Origin of the sequence: Klebsiella sp. WOUb02 (genome assembly GCF_050058015.1) — a bacterium.
In the GTDB taxonomy this organism is placed as follows: Bacteria; Pseudomonadota; Gammaproteobacteria; order Enterobacterales; family Enterobacteriaceae; genus Klebsiella.
This window is the reverse complement of sequence record NZ_CP170110.1, coordinates 685,194-709,052: the sequence shown is the minus strand read 5'-3', so window position 1 is coordinate 709,052 and position 23,859 is coordinate 685,194. Positions and strand designations below refer to the sequence as shown.

15 protein-coding genes and 7 pseudogenes are annotated in these 23,859 nt (G+C 60.2%); 7 read left to right on the top strand and 15 right to left on the bottom strand.

The window, feature by feature from the left end; translation table 11 throughout:
* Positions 1 to 21 precede the first annotated feature (21 nt).
* Positions 22 to 1,413, bottom strand: a complete 1,392-nt coding sequence (locus ABOC21_RS10165; protein WP_426814453.1) for a NarK family nitrate/nitrite MFS transporter — start codon at positions 1,411 to 1,413, stop codon at positions 22 to 24.
* A 311-nt stretch (positions 1,414 to 1,724) separates the two neighbouring features.
* Here ABOC21_RS10165 and narX point away from each other — a divergent pair.
* Positions 1,725 to 3,505 (top strand): annotated as a pseudogene (gene narX / locus ABOC21_RS10160) (nitrate/nitrite two-component system sensor histidine kinase NarX).
* A gap of 9 nt (positions 3,506 to 3,514) precedes the next feature.
* Positions 3,515 to 4,165 (top strand): two-component system response regulator NarL, encoded by a 651-nt coding sequence (narL, locus tag ABOC21_RS10155; protein ID WP_041146087.1) that lies wholly within the window; start codon positions 3,515 to 3,517, stop codon positions 4,163 to 4,165.
* Here the strand turns inward: narL and ABOC21_RS10150 are convergent.
* The 6 genes and pseudogenes from ABOC21_RS10150 to nasR form a co-directional block, all read right to left on the bottom strand.
* Positions 4,162 to 5,540: pseudogene (locus tag ABOC21_RS10150) on the bottom strand (YchO/YchP family invasin). The gene narL and the pseudogene ABOC21_RS10150 overlap by 4 nt on opposite strands.
* Before the next feature lie 182 nt (positions 5,541 to 5,722).
* A pseudogene (gene nirB / locus ABOC21_RS10145) lies at positions 5,723 to 8,561 on the bottom strand (nitrite reductase large subunit NirB).
* A gap of 174 nt (positions 8,562 to 8,735) precedes the next feature.
* Positions 8,736 to 9,524: an ABC transporter ATP-binding protein gene (locus tag ABOC21_RS10140; protein WP_426814452.1), complete on the bottom strand. Its 789-nt coding sequence runs from the start codon at positions 9,522 to 9,524 to the stop codon at positions 8,736 to 8,738.
* Between the two features lie 9 nt (positions 9,525 to 9,533).
* A complete protein-coding gene (ntrB, locus tag ABOC21_RS10135; protein ID WP_426814451.1) occupies positions 9,534 to 10,427 on the bottom strand; it encodes a nitrate ABC transporter permease in 894 nt (297 codons plus the stop codon).
* Position 10,428: 1 nt separating this feature from the next.
* Positions 10,429 to 11,686: pseudogene (locus tag ABOC21_RS10130) on the bottom strand (ABC transporter substrate-binding protein).
* Between the two features lie 264 nt (positions 11,687 to 11,950).
* A pseudogene (nasR, locus tag ABOC21_RS10125) lies at positions 11,951 to 13,149 on the bottom strand (nitrate regulatory protein NasR).
* A 69-nt stretch (positions 13,150 to 13,218) separates the two neighbouring features.
* Here nasR and ABOC21_RS10120 point away from each other — a divergent pair.
* Positions 13,219 to 13,572 (top strand): DsrE/DsrF/TusD sulfur relay family protein, encoded by a 354-nt coding sequence (locus ABOC21_RS10120; RefSeq protein WP_426814450.1) that lies wholly within the window; start codon positions 13,219 to 13,221, stop codon positions 13,570 to 13,572.
* Positions 13,573 to 13,811: 239 nt separating this feature from the next.
* Positions 13,812 to 14,054: a DUF1883 domain-containing protein gene (locus tag ABOC21_RS10115; protein WP_045858962.1), complete on the top strand. Its 243-nt coding sequence runs from the start codon at positions 13,812 to 13,814 to the stop codon at positions 14,052 to 14,054.
* 69 nt (positions 14,055 to 14,123) lie between these two features.
* Here the strand turns inward: ABOC21_RS10115 and ABOC21_RS10110 are convergent, their stop codons facing one another.
* Positions 14,124 to 14,804 carry a gamma-glutamylcyclotransferase gene (locus ABOC21_RS10110; RefSeq protein ID WP_426814449.1) on the bottom strand — a complete coding sequence of 227 codons (681 nt, stop codon included), beginning with the start codon at positions 14,802 to 14,804 and terminating at the stop codon, positions 14,124 to 14,126.
* 140 nt (positions 14,805 to 14,944) lie between these two features.
* Entirely contained in the window at positions 14,945 to 15,175 is a 231-nt protein-coding gene (chaB, locus tag ABOC21_RS10105) for a putative cation transport regulator ChaB (RefSeq protein WP_426814448.1), read from the bottom strand.
* A gap of 265 nt (positions 15,176 to 15,440) precedes the next feature.
* Here chaB and chaA point away from each other — a divergent pair, with 265 nt between their 5' ends.
* Positions 15,441 to 16,541, top strand: coding sequence for a sodium-potassium/proton antiporter ChaA (gene chaA, locus ABOC21_RS10100; RefSeq protein ID WP_426814447.1), 1,101 nt, complete (start codon positions 15,441 to 15,443; stop codon positions 16,539 to 16,541).
* An 89-nt stretch (positions 16,542 to 16,630) separates the two neighbouring features.
* On the opposite strand, the gene kdsA is transcribed toward chaA, so the two are convergent.
* The 6 genes and pseudogenes from kdsA to hemA form a co-directional block, all read right to left on the bottom strand.
* Positions 16,631 to 17,485, bottom strand: coding sequence for a 3-deoxy-8-phosphooctulonate synthase (gene kdsA, locus ABOC21_RS10095; protein WP_095101974.1), 855 nt, complete (start codon positions 17,483 to 17,485; stop codon positions 16,631 to 16,633).
* Positions 17,486 to 17,581: 96 nt separating this feature from the next.
* Positions 17,582 to 18,394, bottom strand: a complete 813-nt coding sequence (gene sirB1, locus ABOC21_RS10090) for an invasion regulator SirB1 (protein WP_426814446.1) — start codon at positions 18,392 to 18,394, stop codon at positions 17,582 to 17,584.
* A gap of 3 nt (positions 18,395 to 18,397) precedes the next feature.
* Positions 18,398 to 18,790, bottom strand: coding sequence for an invasion regulator SirB2 (sirB2, locus tag ABOC21_RS10085; protein WP_426814445.1), 393 nt, complete (start codon positions 18,788 to 18,790; stop codon positions 18,398 to 18,400).
* Positions 18,787 to 19,641, bottom strand: a complete 855-nt coding sequence (gene prmC, locus ABOC21_RS10080) for a peptide chain release factor N(5)-glutamine methyltransferase (protein ID WP_426815460.1) — start codon at positions 19,639 to 19,641, stop codon at positions 18,787 to 18,789. Before prmC ends, sirB2 begins: the two co-directional genes overlap by 4 nt.
* Positions 19,641 to 20,724 (bottom strand): annotated as a pseudogene (gene prfA, locus ABOC21_RS10075) (peptide chain release factor 1). Before prfA ends, prmC begins: the two are co-directional and overlap by 1 nt.
* 42 nt (positions 20,725 to 20,766) lie before the next feature.
* Positions 20,767 to 22,024: pseudogene (gene hemA, locus ABOC21_RS10070) on the bottom strand (glutamyl-tRNA reductase).
* A 271-nt stretch (positions 22,025 to 22,295) separates the two neighbouring features.
* Between hemA and lolB the strand changes: the two are divergent.
* Positions 22,296 to 22,907, top strand: coding sequence for a lipoprotein insertase outer membrane protein LolB (gene lolB, locus ABOC21_RS10065; protein WP_426814444.1), 612 nt, complete (start codon positions 22,296 to 22,298; stop codon positions 22,905 to 22,907).
* Positions 22,907 to 23,755, top strand: coding sequence for a 4-(cytidine 5'-diphospho)-2-C-methyl-D-erythritol kinase (gene ispE / locus ABOC21_RS10060; protein WP_426815459.1), 849 nt, complete (start codon positions 22,907 to 22,909; stop codon positions 23,753 to 23,755). The genes lolB and ispE overlap by 1 nt, the downstream gene beginning before the upstream one ends.
* The last annotated feature ends 104 nt before the right edge of the window (positions 23,756 to 23,859 follow it).

The following is a 23,859-nucleotide window of genomic DNA, read 5'->3' as shown; positions in this document are numbered from 1 at the left end:
TATGCCGGTAAACCGCGTTGCTTAGGACTTCTGTTTACGTCCGTAAACCAGCCAGGTAATGATGACGCAGGCCACGTAGAACACGAGGAAGACCTTCATTGCCCCCGCCGGAGAGCCGGTCAGGTCCAGAGAGATACCGAACGCTTTCGGGATAAAAAAGCCGCCGATCGCACCGATCGCTGAGATAAAGCCCAGCGCCGCCGCCGTATCAGTCGCCGCTTCACGCATCGCCTGCTCTTCGCTACCGCCCTGCGCCTTCACCCGATCGGTGGTCATCTTACGGAAAATAACCGAAATCATCTGGAAGGTAGACGCGCTCCCCAGCCCGGCGGTCAGGAACAGCACCATAAACACGCCGAAGAACGCGATAAAGCTACCGCCTTCACCGTGCGTTGGCAGCGTCAGGAACAGCAGGCCGCAGAAGATGGCCATCACCACGAAGTTAACCAGCGTTACGCGAGTCCCGCCCAGACGGTCAGAGATAGCCCCGCCGGTAGAGCGCGCGAGGGCGCCAATAAACGGCCCGAAGAAGGCATAGTGCAGGATCTGCACGTCCGGGAACTGCGTTTTAGACAGCATCGCAAAACCGGCGGAGAAGCCGATAAACGAACCGAAGGTTGCCAGGTACAGCAACGCCATGATCCACAGATGCGCGCGCTTGAGTACCGGCAGCTGCTCGCGCAGCGAGGCTTTCGAGGCCGACAGGTCGTTCATAAAGAACCATGCCGCCAGAGTCAGGACGACAAGGAACGGAACCCAAATCCAGGCCGCGTTTTCGAGATACAGAATAGAGCCATCCGGCTGTTCAGAGCCGGTCCCGCCGAAGACGGCGAAAATAGACACAGACACCACCAGCGGCGCAACCAGCTGCATAACGCTGACGCCCATGTTGCCGAGACCGCCGTTAATACCCAGCGCCCCGCCCTGCTTCTGTTTCGGGAAGAAGAAGCTGATGTTCGCCATGCTCGACGCAAAGTTTGCCCCGGCAAAACCGCACAGCAGGGAGATAATCACGAAAACGCTGAACGGCGTAGAGGTATCCTGCACCGCGAAGCCCAGCCAGACGCAAGGTACGATCATGATCCCGGTGCTGAATGCCGTCCAACGGCGGCCGCCGAACAGCGGAACCATGAACGCATAAGGCACGCGCAGCAGCGCGCCAGACAGCGCCGGCAGCGCGGTCAGCATAAATAACCGATCGGTCGTAAACTGAAAGCCGACCTTATTCAGGTTAACGGCCACGGCACTGAACAACATCCAAACGCAAAACGCCAGCAAAAGACACGGCACGGAGATCCACAGGTTGCGGCTGGCGACGCGGTGACCACGCTGCTGCCAAAACTGAGGATCTTCCGGACGCCAGTCGGTGATGACCGAAGTGCTAGTCTTCTCCGGGAGGGAAGATTGACTCATATATACCTCTGATTATTCATATATCCCGCAGATACATTAGGGGTTACATGCGGCAGTAAGTTGATATAAATCAAAGGAAAAGTTGGCACCAATTGGCTTAAAAAAAAGTCATCACCCGAAGGGGGTAGTTATTTTCGCTTAAAAAAGTGTGGTTTTTCACATGGCTGCCGGCTTTGATCGATCCCCTCCTGACAGCCCCCCTACTACCGACAATTAAGGGGTAATCCTTTATGGGTATGGGTATACTCCATCGGATATCCGAGAATAGGTCCCACTCCCGGATGGTTTGCCGGTCAGGAGCCACGCATTCTATGTTAAAACGTCTTTTTACCCCGCTCACGCTGGTGAATCAACTGGCGCTGATTGTCCTGCTTTCGACGGCCATTGGCGTCACCGGGATCGGCATATCCGCGCGGCTGGTGCACGGCGTTCAGGGCAGCGCCCACGCGATTAATAAAGCAGGCTCGCTGAGAATGCAGAGCTATCGCCTGCTGGCCGCGGTGCCGCTCAACGCGAGCGACAGCAGGCTGCTCGACGAAATGACCGCCACCGTATTTAGCAAAGAGCTGCAGGACGCCGCCCTGCGGGACGGCCAGCAAAACCAGCTTAAAACGCTGCAGCACTACTGGCAGCAGGAGCTGGCGCCGGGGATGCGGCACGCGCAGAATCAGGCGACCGTCGCCACCGACGTCGCCGGCTTTGTCGACCGCATAGACCATCTGGTCACCGCCTTTGACCACACAACCGAACAGCGCATCAGGCACGTTGTCTGGATCCAGCGGATCCTGGGCTGCGGCATGGCGCTGCTGTTTCTGTTCACCATCGTCTGGCTGCGGGCGCGGCTGCTTCGCCCGTGGAAACAGCTGCTGGAGATGGCCCGCGCCATAAGCCATCGCGACTTTACCCGCCGCGTGCGCATCCGCGGACGCGATGAAATGGCCACCCTCGGGCTGGCGCTGAACAACATGTCGGAAGAGCTGGCGGAGAGCTACTCCGTGCTCGAGCGGCGGGTGCAGGAAAAAACCGCCGGTCTGGAGCAGAAAAACGAAATCCTCGCTTTTTTGTGGCAGGCCAACCGCCGCCTGCACTCCAGCGCCCCGCTCTGCGAGCGCATCTCGCCGGTGCTCAACGGCCTGCAGGGGCTGACGCTGCTGCGCGATATTGAAGTCAGGGTCTATGACCTTGAAGATGAGGACAACCATCAGGAATTTGCCTGTCATTCCGATTTTCACTGCGATGACAAAGGCTGCTATTTATGTCCGCGCGATCTGCCGCCGCTGCCCGACGGCGGGGCAACGCTGAAGTGGCGGCTGTCGGATGCCCATAACCAGTACGGCATTCTGCTGGCCACCCTGCCGATGGGTCGCCATCTGAGCCACGATCAGCAGCAGCTGGTGGACACCCTGGTCGAGCAGCTGACCTCGACTCTGGCGCTGGACAGGCATCAGGAGCATCAGCAGCAGACTGATCGTCATGGAGGAGCGCGCCACTATCGCGCGCGAACTGCACGACTCGATTGCCCAGTCGCTCTCCTGCATGAAGATGCAGGTCAGACTGCCTGCAGATGCAGGGCGAAAATTTACCGCAGGAGAGTCGCCTGCTGCTGGGTCAGATTCGCAACGAGCTGAATACCTCCTGGGCGCAGCTGCGCGAGCTGCTGACCACCTTCCGGCTACAGTTAACCGAACCGGGACTGCGTCCGGCGCTGGAAGCCAGCTGCCTGGAATATAGCGCCCATTTCGGCTTTACGGTAAAGCTGGACTACCAGCTGCCGCCGCGTTTCGTCCCCTCGCACCAGGCGATCCATGTGCTGCAAATCGCCCGCGAGGCGCTCAGTAACGCGTTGAAGCACGCCAAAGCGACGGAGGTCACCGTAACCGTGTCGCTGCGGGATAATCAGGTCAGGCTGGTGGTCGCGGATAATGGCCGCGGCGTACCCGACGATGCCGAACGGAGTAACCATTACGGTTTAATTATTATGCGGGATCGCGCCCAGAGCCTGCGCGGAGACTGCCAGGTACGCCGTCGCGAGACGGGCGGCACCGAAGTGGTCGTCACCTTTATCCCGGAAAAATCGTTTTCAATCCAATAGGAGAACCCCATGAGTCAACAGGAACGGGCAACCATCCTTCTCATTGACGATCACCCGATGCTGCGCACCGGCGTTAAACAGCTGGTTAGCATGGCATCCGACATCCAGGTGATCGGCGAGGCCAGCAACGGCGAACAAGGTATTGCGCTGGCGGAGTCGCTGGATCCAGACCTGATCCTGCTGGATCTCAACATGCCGGGCATGAACGGCCTGGAAACCCTCGATAAGCTGCGCGAGAAGTCGCTCTCCGGCCGGGTGGTGGTCTTCAGCGTCTCCAACCATGAAGAAGACGTGGTCACCGCCTTAAAACGCGGCGCCGACGGCTATCTGCTCAAAGACATGGAGCCGGAAGATCTGCTGAAAGCCCTGCAGCAAGCGGCTGCCGGCGAGATGGTGCTGAGCGAGGCGTTAACGCCGGTGCTGGCGGCCAGCCTGCGCGCCAACCGCGCCACCTCGGACCGCGATATCAGCCAGCTGACCCCGCGCGAGCGCGATATCCTCAAGCTTATCGCCCAGGGCCTGCCGAACAAAATGATCGCGCGCCGTCTGGAGATCACCGAAAGTACCGTCAAGGTACACGTTAAGCATATGCTGAAGAAAATGAAGCTGAAATCGCGCGTCGAAGCCGCGGTATGGGTACACCAGGAGCGCGTTTTCTAGGGCAGTTCCCGCCAGGATACGCCCTGGGCCAAGAATTTTACCAGCGGCTCGCTCAGCGCCAGTGCGATCTCATTGGAAGAGACGCGCTGACCGGTTTTATCTTCTACCACCACCGACAGATGCCACAGGTTGGTCGCACCCGGTTCACCGTTCCAGGCCGGCAAAATCACGCTCCAACCCTCAGGGCTATTGGCATCCACGGGCGACGTCAAACTCAGCAGACTGCGTATCCCCCTGCCATTTCAGCGATTTAATCCCATGCAGGCTACGAATCTGCAGCTTAAGCTGTACCGTTTCCCCGGACTGCAGATCCCACGGCGGCGTGGCCAGATAGGCCGACAGCGATTTGCGCTGACGATACTCAACCACCGGCAGATTATCGCGTTCCGGGCTGTCGTAGCGGCTGCCGCGCAGAGAGCGGCCGATCGCCACCTCGTCGGCCGCCAGCTGCTGCTTTAACGGCACGCCGAAGCGATAGTTCAGATTCAGCCCGACGTTGTTCTGACTGAGCCCGCTTTCGCCCTGCTTATGCTTTGCCGTAACCGTCACCAGCGGAACCGGGGTGTAGTTGAGCCCCACCGAGACCGCCACCGGATTATGGTAGCCGGTACCCGAATGGAACAGATCAACGCTGTCGCCAAAATACTGCTCGACGCTGACGCTGGTATTAATATGCTGGTAAAAGGGCAGCCGCGCCTGGGCCGTGACGTCGTAGCCGCTTGCCATGCGCTGCTCCTGGGCCAGGCTCTCGCCCTGCTGCCAGTCTGCCCAGCGGATGGTAGTAATTAGCCGACAGGCGTATCGACTCACCCCACGCCTCGGCGCCGATGCTGCCGCGCGCCAGGCTCTCATCCAGCACCTTATCGTAGAAGGAGTTATAGCCCAGCAGCCATGTTCCGACCCGCCAGCGCTGTCCGAGGCCGATATTGCCCACCAGGCCGCTATCGCGCTGGGTCACCGCATACTGGTTCCAGGTGAGGAAGTCGCCGTTATCCTGTAGCGGCAAGAACCAGCTGCCCTTGCTGCCGGTAAAGCGTCCTTCCTTATTCACCAGCAAATCGACGTTGGCGTTGCCCCACGGCGACAGCCAGCTCTCCAGCTGCTGGCTGACCTCGCTGCCAATCTTGCCGATCGCAAGCATCCGCGCCTGCTCGCCGGTGGTCAGGCCGTTATCGCTCATGCTGGCTTCGCCGAATTTTTTCGCCATCTCGGCAAAGTGCTGCGCGTCTTCATCAAGCCGGGGCGCGATGCCGAGATCGGGCAGCGCCGTCTGTTGCTCGCTGAAGGCATTGCTTCCCGGCAGGGCACAAACCGGTGCGCCGGCCAGCAGCAGGAGGATGGGGAGAAGTGGCGTAAGGCGGAATGGCAAAAGCATTAAACGGATGACACAGGCTCGCGAAGGATGGCAACAGAACCTAAGTTTACCGTTTTTTGCCATCCCCCGCAGCCCATTGGCCAATTTCAGGAATATGCCGAATCTTACGACCGGCCCGAGTTTCCGTTAACGGCGCTTTCAGTTCCGGGAGAAAGGAGCCCGCAGCAGACGGGTCTCCGCCCTCAGGAAGCCTCCGCCCGCGCCAGCAGAACCTGGTTGCCCACCCACACCTTGCCGTTCTCAACTTTTACCGGCCAGGCGCGTACCGCCTGCTCGCCGCCGTCGCAGGCGCGGCCGTCGCGCAGGCGAATGCGCTGTTTATAGAGCGGGGAGATAACGATCGGTTCGCCGCCGGCGTCGCCGAGGATCCCGCGCGACAGCACGTTGGCGTCGCTGCCCGGCTCGAGGTTATCGAGCGCGTAAATCTGCTCGCCAAAGCGGAACAGCGCGATTTGCCGCTCGCCGAGCCGCGCGCCGATCCCGGCCTCGGCGGGGATCACCTCGAGATCGCAAATCGCCTGCCACGGGCGGGCCGAAGGCGCGCCTTCGTGCAGCACGGGCGCCGCCACCGGCTGCGGCTGGCCGCGGAGCGACCGGCGCTGCACCGCGTCATCCGGCTGCTCGCTGTTGACGTAAGAGCGGAACAGCGCCAGACGCTGCGGATCGTTAAGGGTGGTTTGCCACTCGCACTGATAGCTCTCCACCACCCGCGCCATCTCCTGCTCCAGCTCCTCGCCGATCCCGAGGCTATCCTCAAGGATCACCTCGCGCAAATAGCCGATGCCGCCCTCAAGGTTATCCAGCCAGGTGCTGGTGCGCTGCAGGCGATCGGCGGTGCGGATATAGAACATCAGCAGGCGGTCGACGGTGCGGATCAGCGTCGCGTCGTCGATATCGCTGGCAAACAGATCCGCGTGACGCGGCTTCATACCGCCGTTGCCGCAGACGTAAAGATTCCATCCCTTCTCGGTAGCGATTACCCCAATATCTTTGCCCTGCGCCTCGGCGCACTCCCGCGTACAGCCGGAGACCGCCATTTTGATCTTATGCGGCGCACGCAGGCCCTTGTAGCGATGCTCCAGCGTCACCGCCAGGCCGGTCGAATCCTGCACGCCGTAACGACACCAGGTGGAGCCGACGCAGGACTTCACCGTGCGTAAGGATTTCCCGTAGGCGTGGCCGGTTTCAAACCCGGCCTCCGCCAGTTCGCGCCAGATGGCCGGCAGCTCCTCCAGGCGGGCGCCGAAGAGATCGATACGCTGGCCGCCGGTAATTTTGCTGTACAGGCTGATAGCGTTTGGCAATCTGCCCAATGGCGATCAGGCCATCCGGCGTCACCTCTCCGGCCGCCATCCGCGGCACCACCGAATAGGTGCCGTCCTTCTGGATGTTGGCGAAGTAGCGGTCGTTGGTATCCTGCAGCGGCAAATGCGCCGGCTTCAGCAGATATTCGTTCCAGCAGGAGGCCAGCACCGAGGCCACCAGCGGTTTACAGATTTCGCAGCCGTGCCCCTGGCCGTAGCGGGCAATCAGCTGTTCAAAGGTACGAATGTGATTCACGCGCACGAGGTGATAAATCTCCTGCCGCGACCACGGGAAGTGCTCGCAGATATCTTTTTTGACCTCGACGCCCTGGGCGGAGAGTCGATACTCCATCACCTGCTTGACCAGCGCGCTACAGCCGCCGCAGCCGGTAGCGGCTTTGGTACAGCTTTTGATCGCCGCCATGTCGCCCGCGCCGCCGCTGACCGCCTGGCAAATATCGCCTTTGCTGACGTTGTGGCAGGAGCAGATTTGCGCGCTGTCCGGCAGCGCCGCTACGCCGAGCGCTTTCGGCACGCTCCCTTCGAGTGCGGGCAGGATCAGGCTTTCCGGACGCGCCGGCAGCGCCATCGCGTTGAGCATCATCTGCAGCAGCGTGGAGTAATCGCTGGCGTCGCCGACCAGCACGCCGCCAAGCAGCGTTTTGCCATCCGCGCTGACGACGATTTTTTTATAGATCTGCTCCGGCCCGTGGGTCCACTGATAGCTCTGGCAGCCGGGCGTGCGCCCCTGGGCGTCGCCGAAGGAGGCGACGTCGATGCCCAGCAGCTTGAGCTTGGTGCTCATGTCCGCCCCGCTGAAGCGCGCCTCTTCTCCGGCGAGGTTCGCCGCCGCCGTTCTCGCCATCTGATAGCCCGGCGCCACCAGGCCGTAAATTTTATTCTCCCACAGGGCGCACTCGCCGATGGCCAGCACGTCCGGGTCGGAGGTACGGCAGCGATCGTCGATGCAGATACCGCCCCGCTCGCCTACCGCCAGCCCGCCGCTGCGCGCCAGCGCATCCTGCGGGCGAATGCCGGCGGAGAACACCACCATATCGGTACTGAGCGAGCCGCCGTCGGCAAAATTAAGCGTCAGCCCCTCGGTATCGCGCACGATGGCCTGGGTCGCCTTGCTGGTATGCACCCCGACGCCAATATCGCTAATTTTCTCCCGCAGCATCGCCGCCCCCGGACCGTCCAGCTGCACCGCCATCAGGTTCGGCGCAAACTCCACCACGTGGGTTTCCAGCCCCAGTTGCCTGAGCGCATTGGCGGCTTCCAGTCCAAGCAGACCGCCGCCGATCACCACCCCGCGCTTCGCCCCGCTGGCGCAGGCGGCGATCCGGTCGAGATCGTCCAGCGTGCGGTAGACGAAGCAGCCGTCAAGATCGTGGCCCGGCACCGGCGGAACGAAGGGGTAGGAGCCGGTGGCCAGCACCAGCTTATCCCAGCGGGTTTCGTGGCCGCGGGCGTCGCGAACCACCCGCGCCTCGCGGTCAATGGCGGCAACCGGCGCGCTCAGGCGCAGTTCAATCCCATGATCGGTAAAGAAGTCCCCTTCCACCAGCGACAGCGATTCCGCGCTACGGCCGGCGAAATATTCCGACAGATGCACCCGGTCATAGGCGGCGTAGCGCTCTTCGCCAAACACCACGATGCGATACCGTTGATGCAGGTTGCGGCTGACGCATTGCTGAAGAAAGTGGTGGCCGACCATGCCGTGTCCGATCAGCACCAAAACAGGTTTTGTCATAGTGATTTGTCCTGCAGCGCGCGGCTGCGTTGAAGAAGGTTCAAAAAGCCATTCTGGCGGTGCGCGGATTCCCGGCCGTGCCGTCAGCGGCGCTGAACGGCTCAGGACCGGTCACCTTCAGGCGGGTACCGCCGCCCCCTACGCCGCTTTCGGCTGTTTTTCGTAGAGGAAATGCAGGATCTGCTGGCGCAGGTGGTGATAGCGGCTATCGTCCGCCAGCTGCACGCGATTGCGCGGCCGGGGCAGATTGATATCGAGGATTTCACCGACCGTCGCCGCCGGGCCGTTGGTCATCATCATCACCCGGTCCGACAGCAGCACCGCCTCATCTACGTCGTGGGTAATCATCACGATGGTGGTGTTCAGCGCCTGCTGAATTTGCATAACCGCGTCCTGCAGATGGGCGCGGGTCAAGGCGTCGAGCGCGCCGAAGGGTTCATCCAGCAGCAGCACCTTGGGCTTCATCGCCAGCGCCCTGGCGATCCCCACGCGCTGCTTCATTCCCCCGGAGATTTCCCCCGGACGCTTGTGCAGCGCGTGGCCCATCTGCACCCGTTCGAGGTTGTGCTCAATCCACTCCCGGCGCTCGGCCTTGCTCATGGTGTGGCGAAAGACCCGATCCACCGCCAGGGCCACGTTGTCAAAGCAGGTCAGCCACGGCAGCAGGGAGTGGTTTTGAAATACCACCGCCCGTTCCGGCCCCGGCCCGGCGATTTCGCGGTTATCGCACAGCAGGCCCCCTTCTGTCGGCAGCGCGATCCCGGCAATCAGATTCAGCAGCGTCGATTTGCCGCAGCCGGAGTGGCCGATCAGGCTGACGGTCTCCCCTTCATAGATATCGAAGGAGACGTTTTGCAGAGCCAGAAACTCGCTGCTGGCGGTATTGAAACGCTGGCTGACGGCCTGTACCTGAATTAATGGTTTCATAGCGACTTCCTATTTTTCCTGCCAGCTGAAGCGGCGGGCGATAAGCATGAGGCCCTGCTCAAGCAGCAGGCCGATGACGCCGATAATGACGATGGCGATAATGATGTTTTCCACGTTGAGGTTGTTCCATTCGTTCCAGATCCAGAAGCCAATCCCCAGACCGCCGGTGAGCATCTCGGCGGCGACGATCACCAGCCAGGCAATGCCTATCGACAGGCGTACCCCGGTCAGCACCGCGGGCAGCACCGCCGGGAAGAGAATGCGGCGCATCACCGTCCATTCGGAAAGCTGTAAGACGCGCGCCACGTTGAGATAGTCCTGAGGAATACGCCGGACGCCCTCGGCGGTGTTGATCACCATCGGCCAGATGGAGCAGATAAAGATGGTCCAGCTCGACGCGGGTTCAGCTTTCTGGAACAGCAGCAGGCCGATTGGCAGCCAGGCCAGCGGGCTAACCGGACGCAGCAGCGCGATCAGCGGATTAAACATGCGGGCAAAGAACAGCGAGCGGCCAATCAGGAAGCCGAGCGGAATGCCGATCAGCGCCGCGAGGCCGAAGCCCACCGCCACGCGCTGCAGCGACGCCAGCACGTTCCAGCCGATGCCCATGTCGTTCGGACCATCCTGATAAAACGGGTCGGCAAACAGCGTCAGCGCCGAATCAAGGGTGCTGAGCGGCGTCGGAAAGCCTTTGCCGTTAATCGCCGCCAGCTGCCAGCAGAACAGGAGCAGCCCTAGCCCCAGCAGCGGCGGCAGCACCCGCTGGACGCCTTCACGCAGCCAGCGTCTGACGGCGGGCGTTGGGCGCCGGACCTGCACCGGCGGCAGGATAATCACTTCGCCCGGCGCGTTTTCCGCGCGGACCACTGCCGGTTGGGTACTACTTTTTTGTGCGTGTTTCATCTCATGCCCCCATACGTTGAATCGCAAAGCCGCGGGCGTAACCTTCCGGATCGGCCCCCGTCCACACCGTTCCGTCCATCAATGTGCTGCTGCGCATCGCCTGATCCGGCGCGCTGATGCCGCCAACGGCCTGCGCCGCCTCTTTCCAGACCTCAATCCGGTTAATACGCTGCGCCACCGCCTGATAATCCGGCGCCGCTTTCAGCAGCCCCCAGCGGCGGAACTGGGTCATAAACCACATGCCGTCCGACAGCCACGGGAAGCTGACTTCGCCGCGATCGTAGAAACGAATCGGGTGCGCGTCCTGCCAGCGGCGCCCCAGCCCGTTGTCGTATTCGCCCAGCATCCGCCCGGTGAGGTACTGCTCTTTGGTATTCAGCCACGCGCGCTTCGCCAGGATGCGCGCCGTCTCGCGGGTATTCTCCGGCGAAGCCTCTATCCAGCGCGAGGCCTCCAGCACCGCCGCAACCAGCGCCCGGGCGGTGTTCGGGTTACGCTCCACCCACTCGCTGCGGGTGCCAAGAATTTTTTCCGGATGATCCGGCCAGATCTCCTGCGACGTCGCGGCGGTAAAACCGATGCGATCGTTGATGGCCCGCGCGTTCCACGGCTCACCGACGCAGAAGCCCACCATGTTGCCGATCCGCATGTTCATCACCATCTGCGGCGGCGGCACGACGACGGTGCGCACATCGTCAAACGGATTGATGCCGCCGCTGGCCAGCCAGTAATAGAGCCACATCGCGTGGGTGCCGGTAGGAAAGGTATGGGCAAAGGTGTAGCTGCCCGGCGCGCTCTGGCCAATCAGCCGCTTCAGGCCGGCAAGATCGGTGACGCCTTTGTCCTGCAGATCGCGTGACAGGGTGATGGCCTGCCCGTTGCGGTTGAGGGTCATCAGGTTGGCCATGGACTGCGGTTTGCCGGCAATTCCCAGCTCGAGTCCATACAGCAGGCCGTAGAGGATATGCGCCGCATCCAGCTCGCCGGAGATCAGCTTGTCGCGCACCGCCGCCCAGCCTGGCCTCTTTGGTCGGCACAAGAGTAATGCCATATTTTTTATCAAAGCCTTTCAGCGATGCGATCGCCAAAGGCGCGCAGTCGGTTAGCGGAATAAAGCCCACCCGCACGGTGGTTTGCTCCGGCTTATCGGAGCCTGCCGCCCACGCCGACTGCATCACTCCGGGCAGCAGCATCGCGCCGCCAAGCGCGGCCCCTGCCTGTAGAAAACGCCGCCGTGTTATCGAAATCTTATCGCCCATACCCGCTCCAGAACGCGCAAAAAAAAAGCGCCCGACAGTGCTTACGCACTGCAGGACGCCTTTATCCACGGACCCGCATGCCGCCGTTGGCCTGCTGTCCAAAAATGATGTACTAACTCGCTTTAACTGACTCTGTTTTAACTAATGCAAACGGGATGCCAGTTTTCCAGATAGCCGTTTTTGCCGCTTTTCCTCCCTGCTGCGGCGGCGGTTAGGGCCAAAATTGCACCGCCGGCAGGCAGAGAATGCCCACTCATTGTGCACCTACTCCTTTGGGGTTAGCGGCCATAATGACTTCACCATCAGCAGGGCGCGGGCGATTTCCACCATCCGCTGATTCTTATCCATCGCCATCTTGCGCAGCGCCTGCCAGGCCTGCTCTTCACTCATTCCCTGATGGGACATCAGCACGCTTTTGGCCTTCTCAATGACCTTGCGCTCTTCGAGGCTATCCTTGAGCGACGCCAGCTGACCGGAGAGCGCTGCTGTAGCTCATAGGCCTGCTGGCGCACCAGCGGCAGCAGCTGCCGGTCCAGCCGTCGCGCGACATCATCGCCGCCGACCTCTTCCGACCAGCGGTCGGGTGGCATCTCCGGTCCGCTCCCCAGCAGCAGCCGATCGACGGCATCGAGCAGATCGCTAATCAGCCGCTCTTCCAGACCGCGCATCAGCTCCAGTCGCTGCGTCTGGGCGCAGAACCAGCGCAGCGCCGTCTCGCCGCTCTCCTGCGAGGGCAGGCGGGTGCAGGCGATGCGCCGCAGCTGCTCTATTTCGAGGCCGGCCTGGCACTGCTCGCTAAACAGCGCGGCCTGCTCGGCGTCGGCCAGGGCCAGAAAGCTGTCAAAGCACGGCTGCTGCCCGTCGATCCGGTCCACCAGCAGCTGGCGCAGCTCGTCGCTGAACTGACCGCGGGCAAAGCCCGACGCCCCCAGCGCGCGCTCCTGACCCACCAGCTCCTTGCCCTGCATAAAGCTGTAGAGCGCCACCATCCCGCCGGCGATCTGCGGGTCGTCGATGCTGTCATTGAGCTGCGGGACGATATTCAGCAGATGCCGGATAATGCGGCTGAACTGACCGGTCGCCTCCTCGGCGGCAATCGTGCGAAGACGTACAGCCTCGCGCAGAACGGGAAGCTGCCCGAGATACCATACCGCGCTGGCGATACGCCAGCACAGGGCGCTGCTGGCGCTGGCGCGCGCCGGCTCCAGCGCCAGGCGAAAGGCGGCCAGCCGTTCATCCACCAGCGCCCCGCCGGCGCGACACTCGGCGGCGTAGAGCCGGCCGCCGGAGCAGAGCCAGATATTGGACGCCCCGCGCTCGCACTGCAGCATATGCACCAGGGCACTAATCTGATTGGCCAGCGCCCCCTGCTGCGCCAGCTGACGCAGCTGCTGCTTCTGGAGCTGGCGCGCATGTTGGAACCAGTCGTTTGCTTCAGGCACAGTGCCGGCCATATTATTCATACCCCCCTCCCGGGTTAACGCTTTATACTTCAGCTAAGCAATAACCGTGCCTTATACCAAGGAGTCCTTATGCAAAGTATTGTGCTTATCGCCAACGGCGCCGCCTACGGCAGCGAATCCCTGTTCAACAGCCTGCGGCTGGCGATCGCCCTGCGCGAACAGCAGTCCGAACTGGCGCTGAAGGTGTTTTTAATGTCCGATGCGGTCACCGCGGGGCTGCGCGGTCAAAAGCCGGCGGAAGGCTACAACATCCAGCAGATGCTGGAGATCCTCACCGCGCAGAACGTGCCGGTGAAGCTGTGCAAAACCTGCACCGACGGCCGCGGGATCACCACCCTGCCGCTGATCGATGGCGTCGAGATCGGTACGCTGGTTGAGCTGGCGCAGTGGACGCTGGCGGCGGATAAAGTCTTGACCTTCTGAGTTAGCCCTCTTTAGCAGGATTAAATATCAGGCTGGCAGCATTTATTGCCTTAAAAAATATGCCAGCTGAATGCTTTCAGGGACAACGTCATTTTTGTTTAATCTTTATCTTTTTTTTGATCAAAATCATCATCCGCACCTTCCCCATTTGGTGTTATGCCATGAGCAAAGTGTGAACAATATCACGCGCAGGATTGAACGGGCAGGATGCCGTGGGCTGACAAAGACGGGGTAGGAAAATGGCAATGGTAAAAGCAAGTTTGACGTTGTTTGGCGGTGATACGTTGGTGGTGCGCTGTTCAGAGCGCTGCCATATTCACCTGATGAGCGCTAAGGTTCCAGGCGACAGCCACGCGGATGTGCTGAGCGTGCAGGACCGGGACCGCGCGTATATGACCGTGCCCTACAGCGGCACCTGGAACGTGCTTATTGACAGCCACAGCCAGTCGCTGGAGCACTCAATTAGCTACGTTCCCGCCTGAGGCATCCGCTGAGCTCGTTCTGACTACAGCTTCGAACACCTCTTTATGCCCGGACCTCCCGGGCATTTCTCAGGCCAGCCCCGGCTGACCGCTATCACCCAGCAGATTTCGCACCTTGCCGACCAGATCGTCGAGGCAATCATCGTGCATGCCGAGCTTACGCAGCTCCTGATCCAGCGAAAAAAGATACTGAGCGTTAGTGCCGAGCGGACCGCTGGCTTTGGCGATCAGCGGCGCGATCACCTGGGCGCTGGTATCGGCTTCGAACAGCGGATGGCGCGGATCCATAATAAAGACCAGCGCGTTGACCGTCCGCCCGTCGTCGATCTCCAGCTTGCACCAGGTCGGCAGATAGCAGCCGGTGATCATCTCCCGCTTCCACAGCAGGGTGAGTTCCTCTTCCAGCGTGCAGTCCGGCAGGCGATAGGCGACGCCGGTGGTGCGCCCGCCCTCTTTCAGCGCCAGCATGCGCCCCGGCTGATGCGCGCTTCCGCGCCCGGCGGTAAGCCGCAGGCAGAAGGCGCGGTGCCAGCCCGGCAGCGTACCGGTGCAGGACTCACGGTACTCGAGGGCCGGGTTCCACATCAGCGACCCGTAGCCAAAAATCCAGACCGATCCCGCATCCGGACGGCAGGCTAACGTCGCCGCCAGCGAGGCCGCCCGTTGCTCTGCCGACCAGAGTAGCGATTCCTCAATAGCGCCAAACGCCGTTTTACAATCCGCATTGATTAAGAAATCACGTGTTAACACTTCTACTACCTCCGCCACTGCCCGCTTCCCGGCGTTTATCTGATGCCATCCCTGTGAAACATTCTTGTGAAACATTGCTGAATTATTATCCAGCTTTATTTGGCAATTAGCAATTGACGCCGCGCGGGCAGCAGGATCGGCTATGACCTCCGGTGCCAGCGGTCATCGTCTCCCTTTTGATAGTCATGTTTTACCGCCGCCCAGGCCACCTTATGCGCGGTCTCTTCGCGGCTGGCGTCGCCCCGGCGGTCTTCGCTGCTCTTGTACTGGTCCCAGGCGCTATTGAAGGCTTCTTTATAAATATCCTGCGCATGCTCAGGCAGGACGCGGCGAACGCTGTCGGGTAGGTCTTGTTTACTGTGATAAGGCATATTGTTCTCCAGAAAGGGGGAGGAATTTAAGTCTGGAACGCAATATCGGGCTACGCAAGGCGTGAGGGAGTGGGAACCTGGATTTAGTAATTATCTGAATCGTAAATATAAAAGTTCAATAACAGCAAGTTATAGCAATCTAACACTATTATCGGTTGATAGCGGTAAATTTAAGTAAAAAAACCAATCAATTTCCGTAATGTCTGTTATTTTATCAACTTACAGTATCTATAATTATAACACCTGCACAATATGGAGATGGTTGATGACCCATGCACATGAGGCGGTAAAAACCCGCCACAAGGAGACGTCCCTCGTATTTCCGCTGCTGGCACTGGCGGTGCTTTTCTTCTTCGGAAGTAGCCAGTCACTGCCAGTGGTTATTGCGATTAATATTCTGGCGTTAGTTGGTATTCTCAGTAGCGCATTCAGCGTAGTACGCCACGCGGACGTGCTGGCCCACCGTCTGGGCGAGCCCTACGGATCGTTAATTTTAAGCCTGTCGGTGGTGATTCTTGAAGTCAGCCTGATTTCCGCGCTGATGGCCACCGGCGACGCGGCGCCGACGCTGATGCGCGATACCCTGTACTCCATCATCATGATCGTTACCGGCGGGCTGGTCGGCTTCTCGCTGCTGCTGGGCGGGCGTAAGTTCGCCACCCAGTATATGAATCTGTTCGGTATTAAGCAGTATTTAATCGCCCTCTTCCCGCTGGCGGTTATCGTGCTGGTGTTTCCAATGGCCCTGCCCGGCGCCAATTTCTCCACCGGCCAATCGCTGCTGGTGGCGCTTATCTCTGCGGCGATGTACGGCGTGTTCCTGTTGATTCAGACCAAAACGCACCAGAACCTGTTTATTTATGAGCATGAAGATGACGGCGACGACGATGACCCGCATCACGGTAAGCCGTCGGCGCACAGCAGCGGCTGGCACACCGCCTGGCTGCTTATTCACCTGATTGCGGTGATTGCGGTAACCAAGATGAACGCCAACCCGCTGGAGACGCTCCTGACCAGCATGAACGCGCCGGTGGCCTTTACCGGGTTCCTGGTGGCGCTGCTGATCCTCTCCCCGGAAGGCCTGGGCGCCCTGAAGGCGGTGTTAAACAATCAGGTGCAGCGCGCGATGAATCTGTTCTTCGGTTCGGTGCTGGCCACCATCTCTCTGACCGTACCGGTAGTGACCCTGATTGCCTTTTTAACCGGCAACGAGCTGCACTTTGGCCTCGGCGCGCCGGAAATGGTGGTGATGGTCGCCTCGCTGCTGCTGTGCCAGATCTCTTTCTCGACCGGGCGCACCAACGTGCTGAACGGCGCGGCGCACCTGGCGCTATTCGCCGCCTATCTGATGACTATTTTTGCCTGACGCTTCCCTGGCGGCATAAGCCCTGTGCCGAGTGTATAAAAAAAGCCTGCCGGTTTGCAACCGACAGGCTTTTGTCAGATCAGGGGCCGTTACTTGCTGGTATCCAGCTCGTCAAAGCCTTTAACCAGATCGTCGATAGCCTTCATTTGCTTCAGGAACGGCTCCAGCTTATCCAGCGGCAGCGCGGACGGGCCGTCGCATTTCGCATGATCCGGATCCGGGTGCGCTTCAATAAACAGACCCGCGATACCGACCGCCATACCGGCACGCGCCAGTTCAGCAACCTGCGCCCGACGACCGCCGGAAGCGGCGCCAAACGGGTCGCGGCACTGCAACGCGTGGGTAACGTCAAAGATAACCGGCGAGTTGTTGGAGGCTTTTTTCATCACCCCAAAGCCCAGCATATCAACCACCAGGTTGTCGTAGCCAAAGTTAGCGCCGCGGTCGCAGAGAATCACCTGATCGTTGCCGCCTTCAATGAACTTATCGACGATATTGCCCATCTGGCCCGGGCTCACGAACTGCGGTTTTTTCACGTTGATCACCGCGCCGGTTTTCGCCATCGCTTCAACCAGGTCGGTCTGGCGGGCGAGGAACGCCGGCAGCTGAATCACATCAACCACGTCGGCCACGGCCTGCGCCTGGCTGGCTTCATGAACGTCAGTGATGATTTTCACGCCGAAAGCCTGCTTCAGCTCCTGGAAAATCTTCATCCCCTCTTCCAGACCCGGCCCGCGATAGGAGTGGATGGAAGAACGGTTGGCTTTATCAAAAGAGGCTTTGAACACATAAGGAATGCCCAGCTTCTGCGTCACCGTCACGTAGTGTTCGCAGATACGCATCGCGAGATCGCGGGATTCCAGCACGTTCATACCGCCAAACAGGACGAAAGGCAGGTCGTTTGCTACGTTGATATCACCAATGCTAACCACTTTTTGTTTCATAAGATCGCCTTATCAGGGTGTAACCGGAATCATTCCAGATAAATACGCGTCATACCTCAAAAGCCGCCTCAGCGCGGCGTATTTCGCGTATATCGACTAATGCAAGGTAATTTGTTTGTGCGAAATGGTGTTGATTTGCGCGCGGATCATTTCGCTGATCGGGTCTTCAGGACACTGTTCGACGAAGTAGTTCAGATCCAGCAGCGCCACGTGGTCGCACTCGAGCTGGGCGTAAATCAGCCCGCGATCGCGGATCTCGTACGGGTCTTCCGGGTTGAACTGCAGCAGCGCTTCGCTGGCGCGCAGGGCCAGCTCCATCTGCCGCTCTTCCATCAGCGCCGATTTTAAAGTGTCGAGCAGCTTGTGGATCACTTCCGCGTTATCCGCTTCATCAAGATCCTCGTTGAACAGCTCGGCTACCGGGCTAATATTGCCCTTCAGCCACACTTCCAGGGTGTGCTCATTGAGCGTTTCCCCGTTGAACGGGTTAATTAGCCACATCTCTTCGCTGGTTTCAGGATCCGCGCGCAGCAGCATCTGCGTCGGGAAAATCACCGGCACCACCGGCAGCTCCATGCGCTGGGCAATCCACAGCACAATCGCCCCCAGCGACGCGGCGCTCCCCTGACGATTAATCAATACTTTATCAATCCACAGGGCATCGGAAAGCCGGTAGACGCCGTGGGAGTCGCTGAAGCCCCATTCATGATAGAAAAGCTCCAGCAGCCGCTCCAGCTGACGCTCCTGATCCCACGAGGTTGCGATCTCCTCCTGCGCCAGGCTCAGCAGCCGCTCCAGCTCGTCCTGCACGTAACCTGTTGGAAAGTCGTCGCGGATCAATTCAGAAATGAGGACCATTCCATCGCACAGTGGCGCTTTATTAAATTCGAAATCAGCTAGTGACCTCATGACTTACCCCAGTAACGGTGTTCTTGTGATGGCGAGTTGTATGATGATGAACAACACCACCAAAGCCAGCAGGAAAGCGATAAACCTGCTCTGCTGGCTGCGCGGACGTCGACGGCCCAGCGCGATAAAACCCAATGCGATGTAAATAATAACGCCAAACAGCTTCTCAGTCAGCCATGTGCCCTCTTCAGTAAACGGCAGATAGTGCGTTATTGCCATTAATCCGGCGCCGCTGAGAAATAATAGCGTGTCGCTGCAGTGCGGGACGATACGCACCCAGCGTCGATTAAGCCACGGGCTGCCGCTGTAGCTCCACCAGTAGCGTAACGCGAACAGGCTGACCGACGCGACCACCGCCGCGATATGCAGATACAGCACCGCGTTAAACAGATTCATACGCCAACCTTCCTCTCCATAGCCGGGAAACGTCCTAACGTCAGGCGGTCGTTATCGCCGTAATCGCGGCAGGTCACGACATCAAGATATCCCGCATCGTGGAACAGCTCGCGCACCGCGGCGCCCTGCTGCCAGCCATGCTCCAGCAGCATTAAGCCATCAGGCGTCAGGAAACGGCGCCCTTCGCGAACGATGTGCGCCAGATCGGCCAGACCGTTATCGGCGGCGACAAGCGCCGTTTTCGGCTCGAAGCGAACGTCGCCCTGCGCAAGATGCGGGTCGGTTTCGTCGATATAGGGCGGGTTGCTGACGATGATTTCAAACTGCTGGCCCGCCAGCGCGCTGAACCAGTTGCTTTGCAGCACCGTCACGTTGGTGATGCCGAGCTGAGCCGCGTTGCGCGCGGCTAACACGGCGGCGTCGGGCATAAAATCGACCGCCGTCACCCGGCAGTCCGGGCGCTCGCTGGCTAACGCCAGCGCAATCGCGCCGGTGCCGGTGCCTAAATCGAGGATCCGACACGGCGTCGCCGGCAGCCGCGCCAGCGCCTGTTCGACGAGACACTCGGTGTCCGGACGCGGGATCAGGGTCGCCGGCGACACCAGCAGCGGCAGCGACCAGAATTCGCGCTGCCCGACCAGGTGCGCGATCGGCTCGCCGCGCTGACGGCGGCTCAGCAGCGCCTCCAGCTCGGCCAGCTGGTCGTCAGTCAGCGCCGTTTCGCCAAAGGCGAGGAGCCAGGTGCGCGCCCTGCCGGTCACGTGTCCCAGCAGGATCTCCGCATCGCGGCGCGGGCTTTCGCTGTCGCTCAGCCGGGCAATCGCCTGCGCCAGCCACCGTTGAAAAATCATCATTCCTGCTCGGAAAGCGCCGCCAGCTGATCGGCCTGGTACTCCTGGACAATCGGCTCAATGAGCATATCCAGCTTACCTTCCATCGTTTCATCCAGCCGGTAGAGCGTCAGGTTGATGCGGTGGTCGGTCACGCGGCCCTGCGGGAAGTTATAGGTGCGGTTACGATCGCTACGATCGCCGCTGCCCAGCAGGTTACGCCGGGTTGACGCTTCCGCCTGCTGACGCTTGGCCACTTCGGCGGCGCGGATGCGCGAACCCAGCACCGACAGCGCTTTCGCTTTGTTCTTGTGCTGAGAGCGTTCGTCCTGGCACTCCACGACGATGCCGGTCGGCAAGTGGGTAATACGAATCGCGGAATCGGTGGTGTTAACATGCTGCCCGCCCGCCCCGGAGGAGCGGAAGGTGTCGATACGCAGATCGGCCGGGTTGATGTCCGGCATTTCGGCTTCCGGCAGCTCCGGCATCACCGCAACGGTACAGGCGGAAGTATGGATACGCCCCTGGGATTCGGTCGCCGGTACGCGCTGTACGCGGTGGCCGCCGGACTCGAACTTCAGCCGGCCGTAAACGCCGTCGCCGCTGATTTTAGCGATCACTTCTTTATAGCCGCCGTGCTCGCCTTCGTTGGCGCTGAGGATTTCCACGCGCCAGCGGCGGGCTTCCGCATAGCGGCTGTACATGCGGAACAGATCCCCGGCAAACAGCGCCGCTTCGTCCCCGCCGGTACCGGCGCGGACTTCGACAAAGGCGTTACGCTCATCGTCCGGGTCCTGCGGCAGCAGCAGAACCTGCAGTCTGCTGCTCCATCTCTTCGCTCTTATCTTTGGCGTCGCGCAGCTCTTCCTGCGCCATTTCGCGCATCTCCGGATCGTCGAGCATCATCTGCGCGGTTTCAATATCATCCTGCACCTGGCGCCATTCGGTGTAACAGCGCGCAACGTCGCTCAGCTGCGCATACTCGCGCGACAGCGCGCGGAACCGATCCTGATCGGCGATGGTCGCCGCATCCCCCAGCAGCGCCTGAACTTCCTCATGGCGTTCGTACAGAGCTTCCAGTTTGGCAACAATAGAAGGCTTCATAGGTGTGAATTAACCCTGTCCTGAAAAAAGAGAGAAATGGCGCTATTCCAGCCCGAGGCTGTTGCGCAGAATATGCAGGCGTTCATCGTCCCCGTCACGGGCAGCCTGCTGAAGAGATTTGGTTGGCGCGTGGATCAGGCGGTTGGTCAGCTTACGCGCCAGGTCCTGCATGATTTCCTGGGCATCGCCGCCCTGCTCCAGCGCCGCCAGCGCTTTTAGCGTCAGCTCCTCGCGGACCTGTTCGGACTGGGAGCGATATTCGCGGATGGTCTCGCTCGCGCTCTGGGCGCGCAGCCAGGCCATAAATTCGCTGGTTTCCTGCTCGACGATCGATTCCGCCTGTACCGCGGCGGCTTTACGCTGCGCCAGGTTATGCTGAATGATGTTTTGCAGGTCGTCGACGCTGTAGAGATAGGCGTTCGCCAGCTTGCCGACTTCGGGCTCGACGTCGCGGGGCACCGCGATATCAACCAGCAGCATCGGCTGATTGCGGCGCGCCTTCAGCGCACGTTCTACCATCCCTTTGCCGATTATCGGCAGCGGGCTGGCGGTGGAGGTGATAATAATATCGGCGTCTTTCAGCCGTTCATCGATGTCGCTCAGGGCGATAACCTCAGCGCCGACTTCATCCGCCAGCACCTGGGCGCGTTCACGGGTGCGGTTGGCAATGACCATTTTGCGTACGTGGTGCTCGCGCAGGTGGCGGGCTACCAGTTCGATGGTCTCCCCGGCGCCCACCAGCAGCACCGTCACGCTGGAGAGCGATTCGAAGATTTGTCGCGCCAGCGTACAGGCGGCGAACGCGACGGAGACCGCGCTGGCGCCAATGTCCGTCTCGGTCCGCACGCGCTTGGCAACGGAGAATGACTTCTGGAACATCCGCTCCAGCTCGCTGACGTTGAGATGTCCGCGGCTGGAATCAGCAAAAGCTTTTTTAACCTGGCCGAGGATCTGCGGCTCGCCGAGCACCAGCGAATCCAGGCCGCTGGCGACGCGCATCAGATGGCTGACCGCATCGTTATCCTGGTGCCAGTAGAGGCTGTTTCGCAGATCGTCTTCATTAAGATGGTGGTAATCACACAGCCAGCGGATGAGCACTTCCTGCAGATTATCCTGCTCCTCAACGCTGAGATAGAGCCTCCGTGCGGTTGCAGGTCGACAGCACCACGCCTCCCTGCACCATTGGCTGAGCCAGCAAGCTCTCCAGCGCCTCATCGAGCGTGTCCGGCGAAAACGTTACGCGTTCTCGCAGCGCTACCGGAGCTGTTTTGTGATTAATGCCAAGAGCTAAAAGGGTCATTGTGAGGGAGTAGTACCAGCGTTGCTAAGGTTAGTCTGAGCGCATCATACAGGATGCGCGGAATCAATAAAAGAGACGCTCCCCTTTTGGAGTAATAGCCAGGGTGTAACAGCCACTAACGGTAATTTTTTGATTTCAGACAATTTGAACGTAGACGCTACCGCCGGGCAACGCTAGCATTAAAGGTTAGAATTGTAACCCGCTACACAAATCGTGTGCGTATTCACCCTTCGCCGGATTTCACTGTAGACATCAAGGATTTGTCATCATTATGAATCGACTGCTCCGCCTGTTGCCCCTGGTAAGCCTGGTCCTGACCGCCTGTACGCTCAACGCCCCGCAAGGCCCCGCTAAAAGCCCGGACTCGCCGCAGTGGCGCCAGCACCAGCAGGATGTCCGCAATCTTAGCCAGTTCCAGACCCGCGGCGCCTTTGCTTATCTTTCAGACGAGCAAAAGGTTTACGCCCGTTTCTTCTGGCAGCAGACCGGTCAGGATCGCTACCGCCTGCTGCTGACCAACCCGCTGGGCAGCACCGAGCTGTCGCTGACCGCGCAGCCGGGTAGCGTGACGCTGATCGATAATAAGGGTCAGACCTATACCGCAACCGACGCGGAAGAGATGATTGGCCGTCTGACCGGAATGCCGATCCCGCTGAACAGCCTGCGTCAGTGGATCGTCGGCCTGCCGGGGGATGCGACCGACTACACCCTCGATCAGCAGTATCGTTTGAGCACCCTGAACTATACGCAAAACGGTAAAACCTGGCGCGTCACCTACGGCGGATATACCAGCGATACCACGCCATCGCTGCCGGCCAACATGGAGCTCAACAACGGCAGTCAGCGCATCAAGCTGAAAATGGATAACTGGATTGTGAAATGATGACCCGCTGGCCCTCTCCCGCGAAGCTGAATCTGTTTCTATATATTACCGGACAGCGCGCCGACGGTTATCACCAGCTGCAGACGCTGTTCCAGTTTCTCGACTACGGCGATACGTTAACCATTGAAGCGCGCGATGACGGCGAGCTGCGCCTGCTGACGCCGGTGGATGGCGTAGCGAATGAAGATAATTTGATTATTCGCGCCGCCAGGCTGCTGATGCGGGCGGCGGCAGAACGCGGGCGCCTGCCATCCGGCAGCGGCGCCGATATCAGCATTGAGAAGCGCCTGCCGATGGGCGGCGGGCTGGGCGGCGGCTCGTCCAACGCCGCCACGGTGCTGGTGGCGCTGAACCAGCTCTGGGGCTGCGGGCTATCTGAAGACCAGCTGGCAACGCTCGGGCTGCAGCTCGGCGCCGATGTGCCGGTTTTCGTCCGCGGTCATGCGGCCTTTGCCGAAGGCATTGGCGAAATACTCACCCCGGTCGAGCCGCAGGAAAAGTGGTACCTCGTCGCCCATCCTGGGGTCAGTATTCCTACGCCGGTCATCTTTCGCGACCCCGAGCTACCACGAGACACCCCGATCAGGTCAATAGATACGTTGCTAAAATGTGAATTTCGCAATGATTGCGAGGTTATCGCAAGAAAACGTTTTCGCGAGGTTGATGCGGCGCTTTCCTGGCTGTTAGAATATGCGCCGTCGCGCCTGACTGGCACAGGAGCGTGTGTCTTTGCTGAATTTGACACCGAATCTGCCGCTCGTCAGGTGCTGGAGAAAGCCCCGGAATGGCTACAAGGCTTTGTTGCGCGCGGAGTTAACATCTCGCCGCTCAGGCTAGCCCTACTCTGAGTTGCTCCGTTTTAGCGTGAGCAATAAATAAGTACGCCGGGCAAATTGAGTTACGGTGACAACGTCACCCTGTTCCAGACGTTGCATCGATCTCTTTAAATACA

Excerpts from the sequence above, each read along its gene's own strand:
- lolB (WP_426814444.1), top strand. The coding sequence starts at position 22,296 with ATGAATCGACTGCTCCGCCTGTTGCCCCTGGTAAGCCTGGTCCTGACC.
- sirB1 (WP_426814446.1), bottom strand. The coding sequence starts at position 18,394 with ATGAGGTCACTAGCTGATTTCGAATTTAATAAAGCGCCACTGTGCGAT.
- ABOC21_RS10140 (WP_426814452.1), bottom strand. The coding sequence starts at position 9,524 with ATGAAACCATTAATTCAGGTACAGGCCGTCAGCCAGCGTTTCAATACC.
- ispE (WP_426815459.1), top strand. The coding sequence starts at position 22,907 with ATGACCCGCTGGCCCTCTCCCGCGAAGCTGAATCTGTTTCTATATATT.
- kdsA (WP_095101974.1), bottom strand. The coding sequence starts at position 17,485 with ATGAAACAAAAAGTGGTTAGCATTGGTGATATCAACGTAGCAAACGAC.
- chaA (WP_426814447.1), top strand. The coding sequence starts at position 15,441 with ATGACCCATGCACATGAGGCGGTAAAAACCCGCCACAAGGAGACGTCC.
- ABOC21_RS10165 (WP_426814453.1), bottom strand. The coding sequence starts at position 1,413 with ATGAGTCAATCTTCCCTCCCGGAGAAGACTAGCACTTCGGTCATCACC.
- sirB2 (WP_426814445.1), bottom strand. The coding sequence starts at position 18,790 with ATGAATCTGTTTAACGCGGTGCTGTATCTGCATATCGCGGCGGTGGTC.
- ntrB (WP_426814451.1), bottom strand. The coding sequence starts at position 10,427 with ATGAAACACGCACAAAAAAGTAGTACCCAACCGGCAGTGGTCCGCGCG.
- chaB (WP_426814448.1), bottom strand. The coding sequence starts at position 15,175 with ATGCCTTATCACAGTAAACAAGACCTACCCGACAGCGTTCGCCGCGTC.
- ABOC21_RS10115 (WP_045858962.1), top strand. The coding sequence starts at position 13,812 with ATGGCAATGGTAAAAGCAAGTTTGACGTTGTTTGGCGGTGATACGTTG.
- ABOC21_RS10120 (WP_426814450.1), top strand. The coding sequence starts at position 13,219 with ATGCAAAGTATTGTGCTTATCGCCAACGGCGCCGCCTACGGCAGCGAA.
- narL (WP_041146087.1), top strand. The coding sequence starts at position 3,515 with ATGAGTCAACAGGAACGGGCAACCATCCTTCTCATTGACGATCACCCG.
- prmC (WP_426815460.1), bottom strand. The coding sequence starts at position 19,641 with ATGATTTTTCAACGGTGGCTGGCGCAGGCGATTGCCCGGCTGAGCGAC.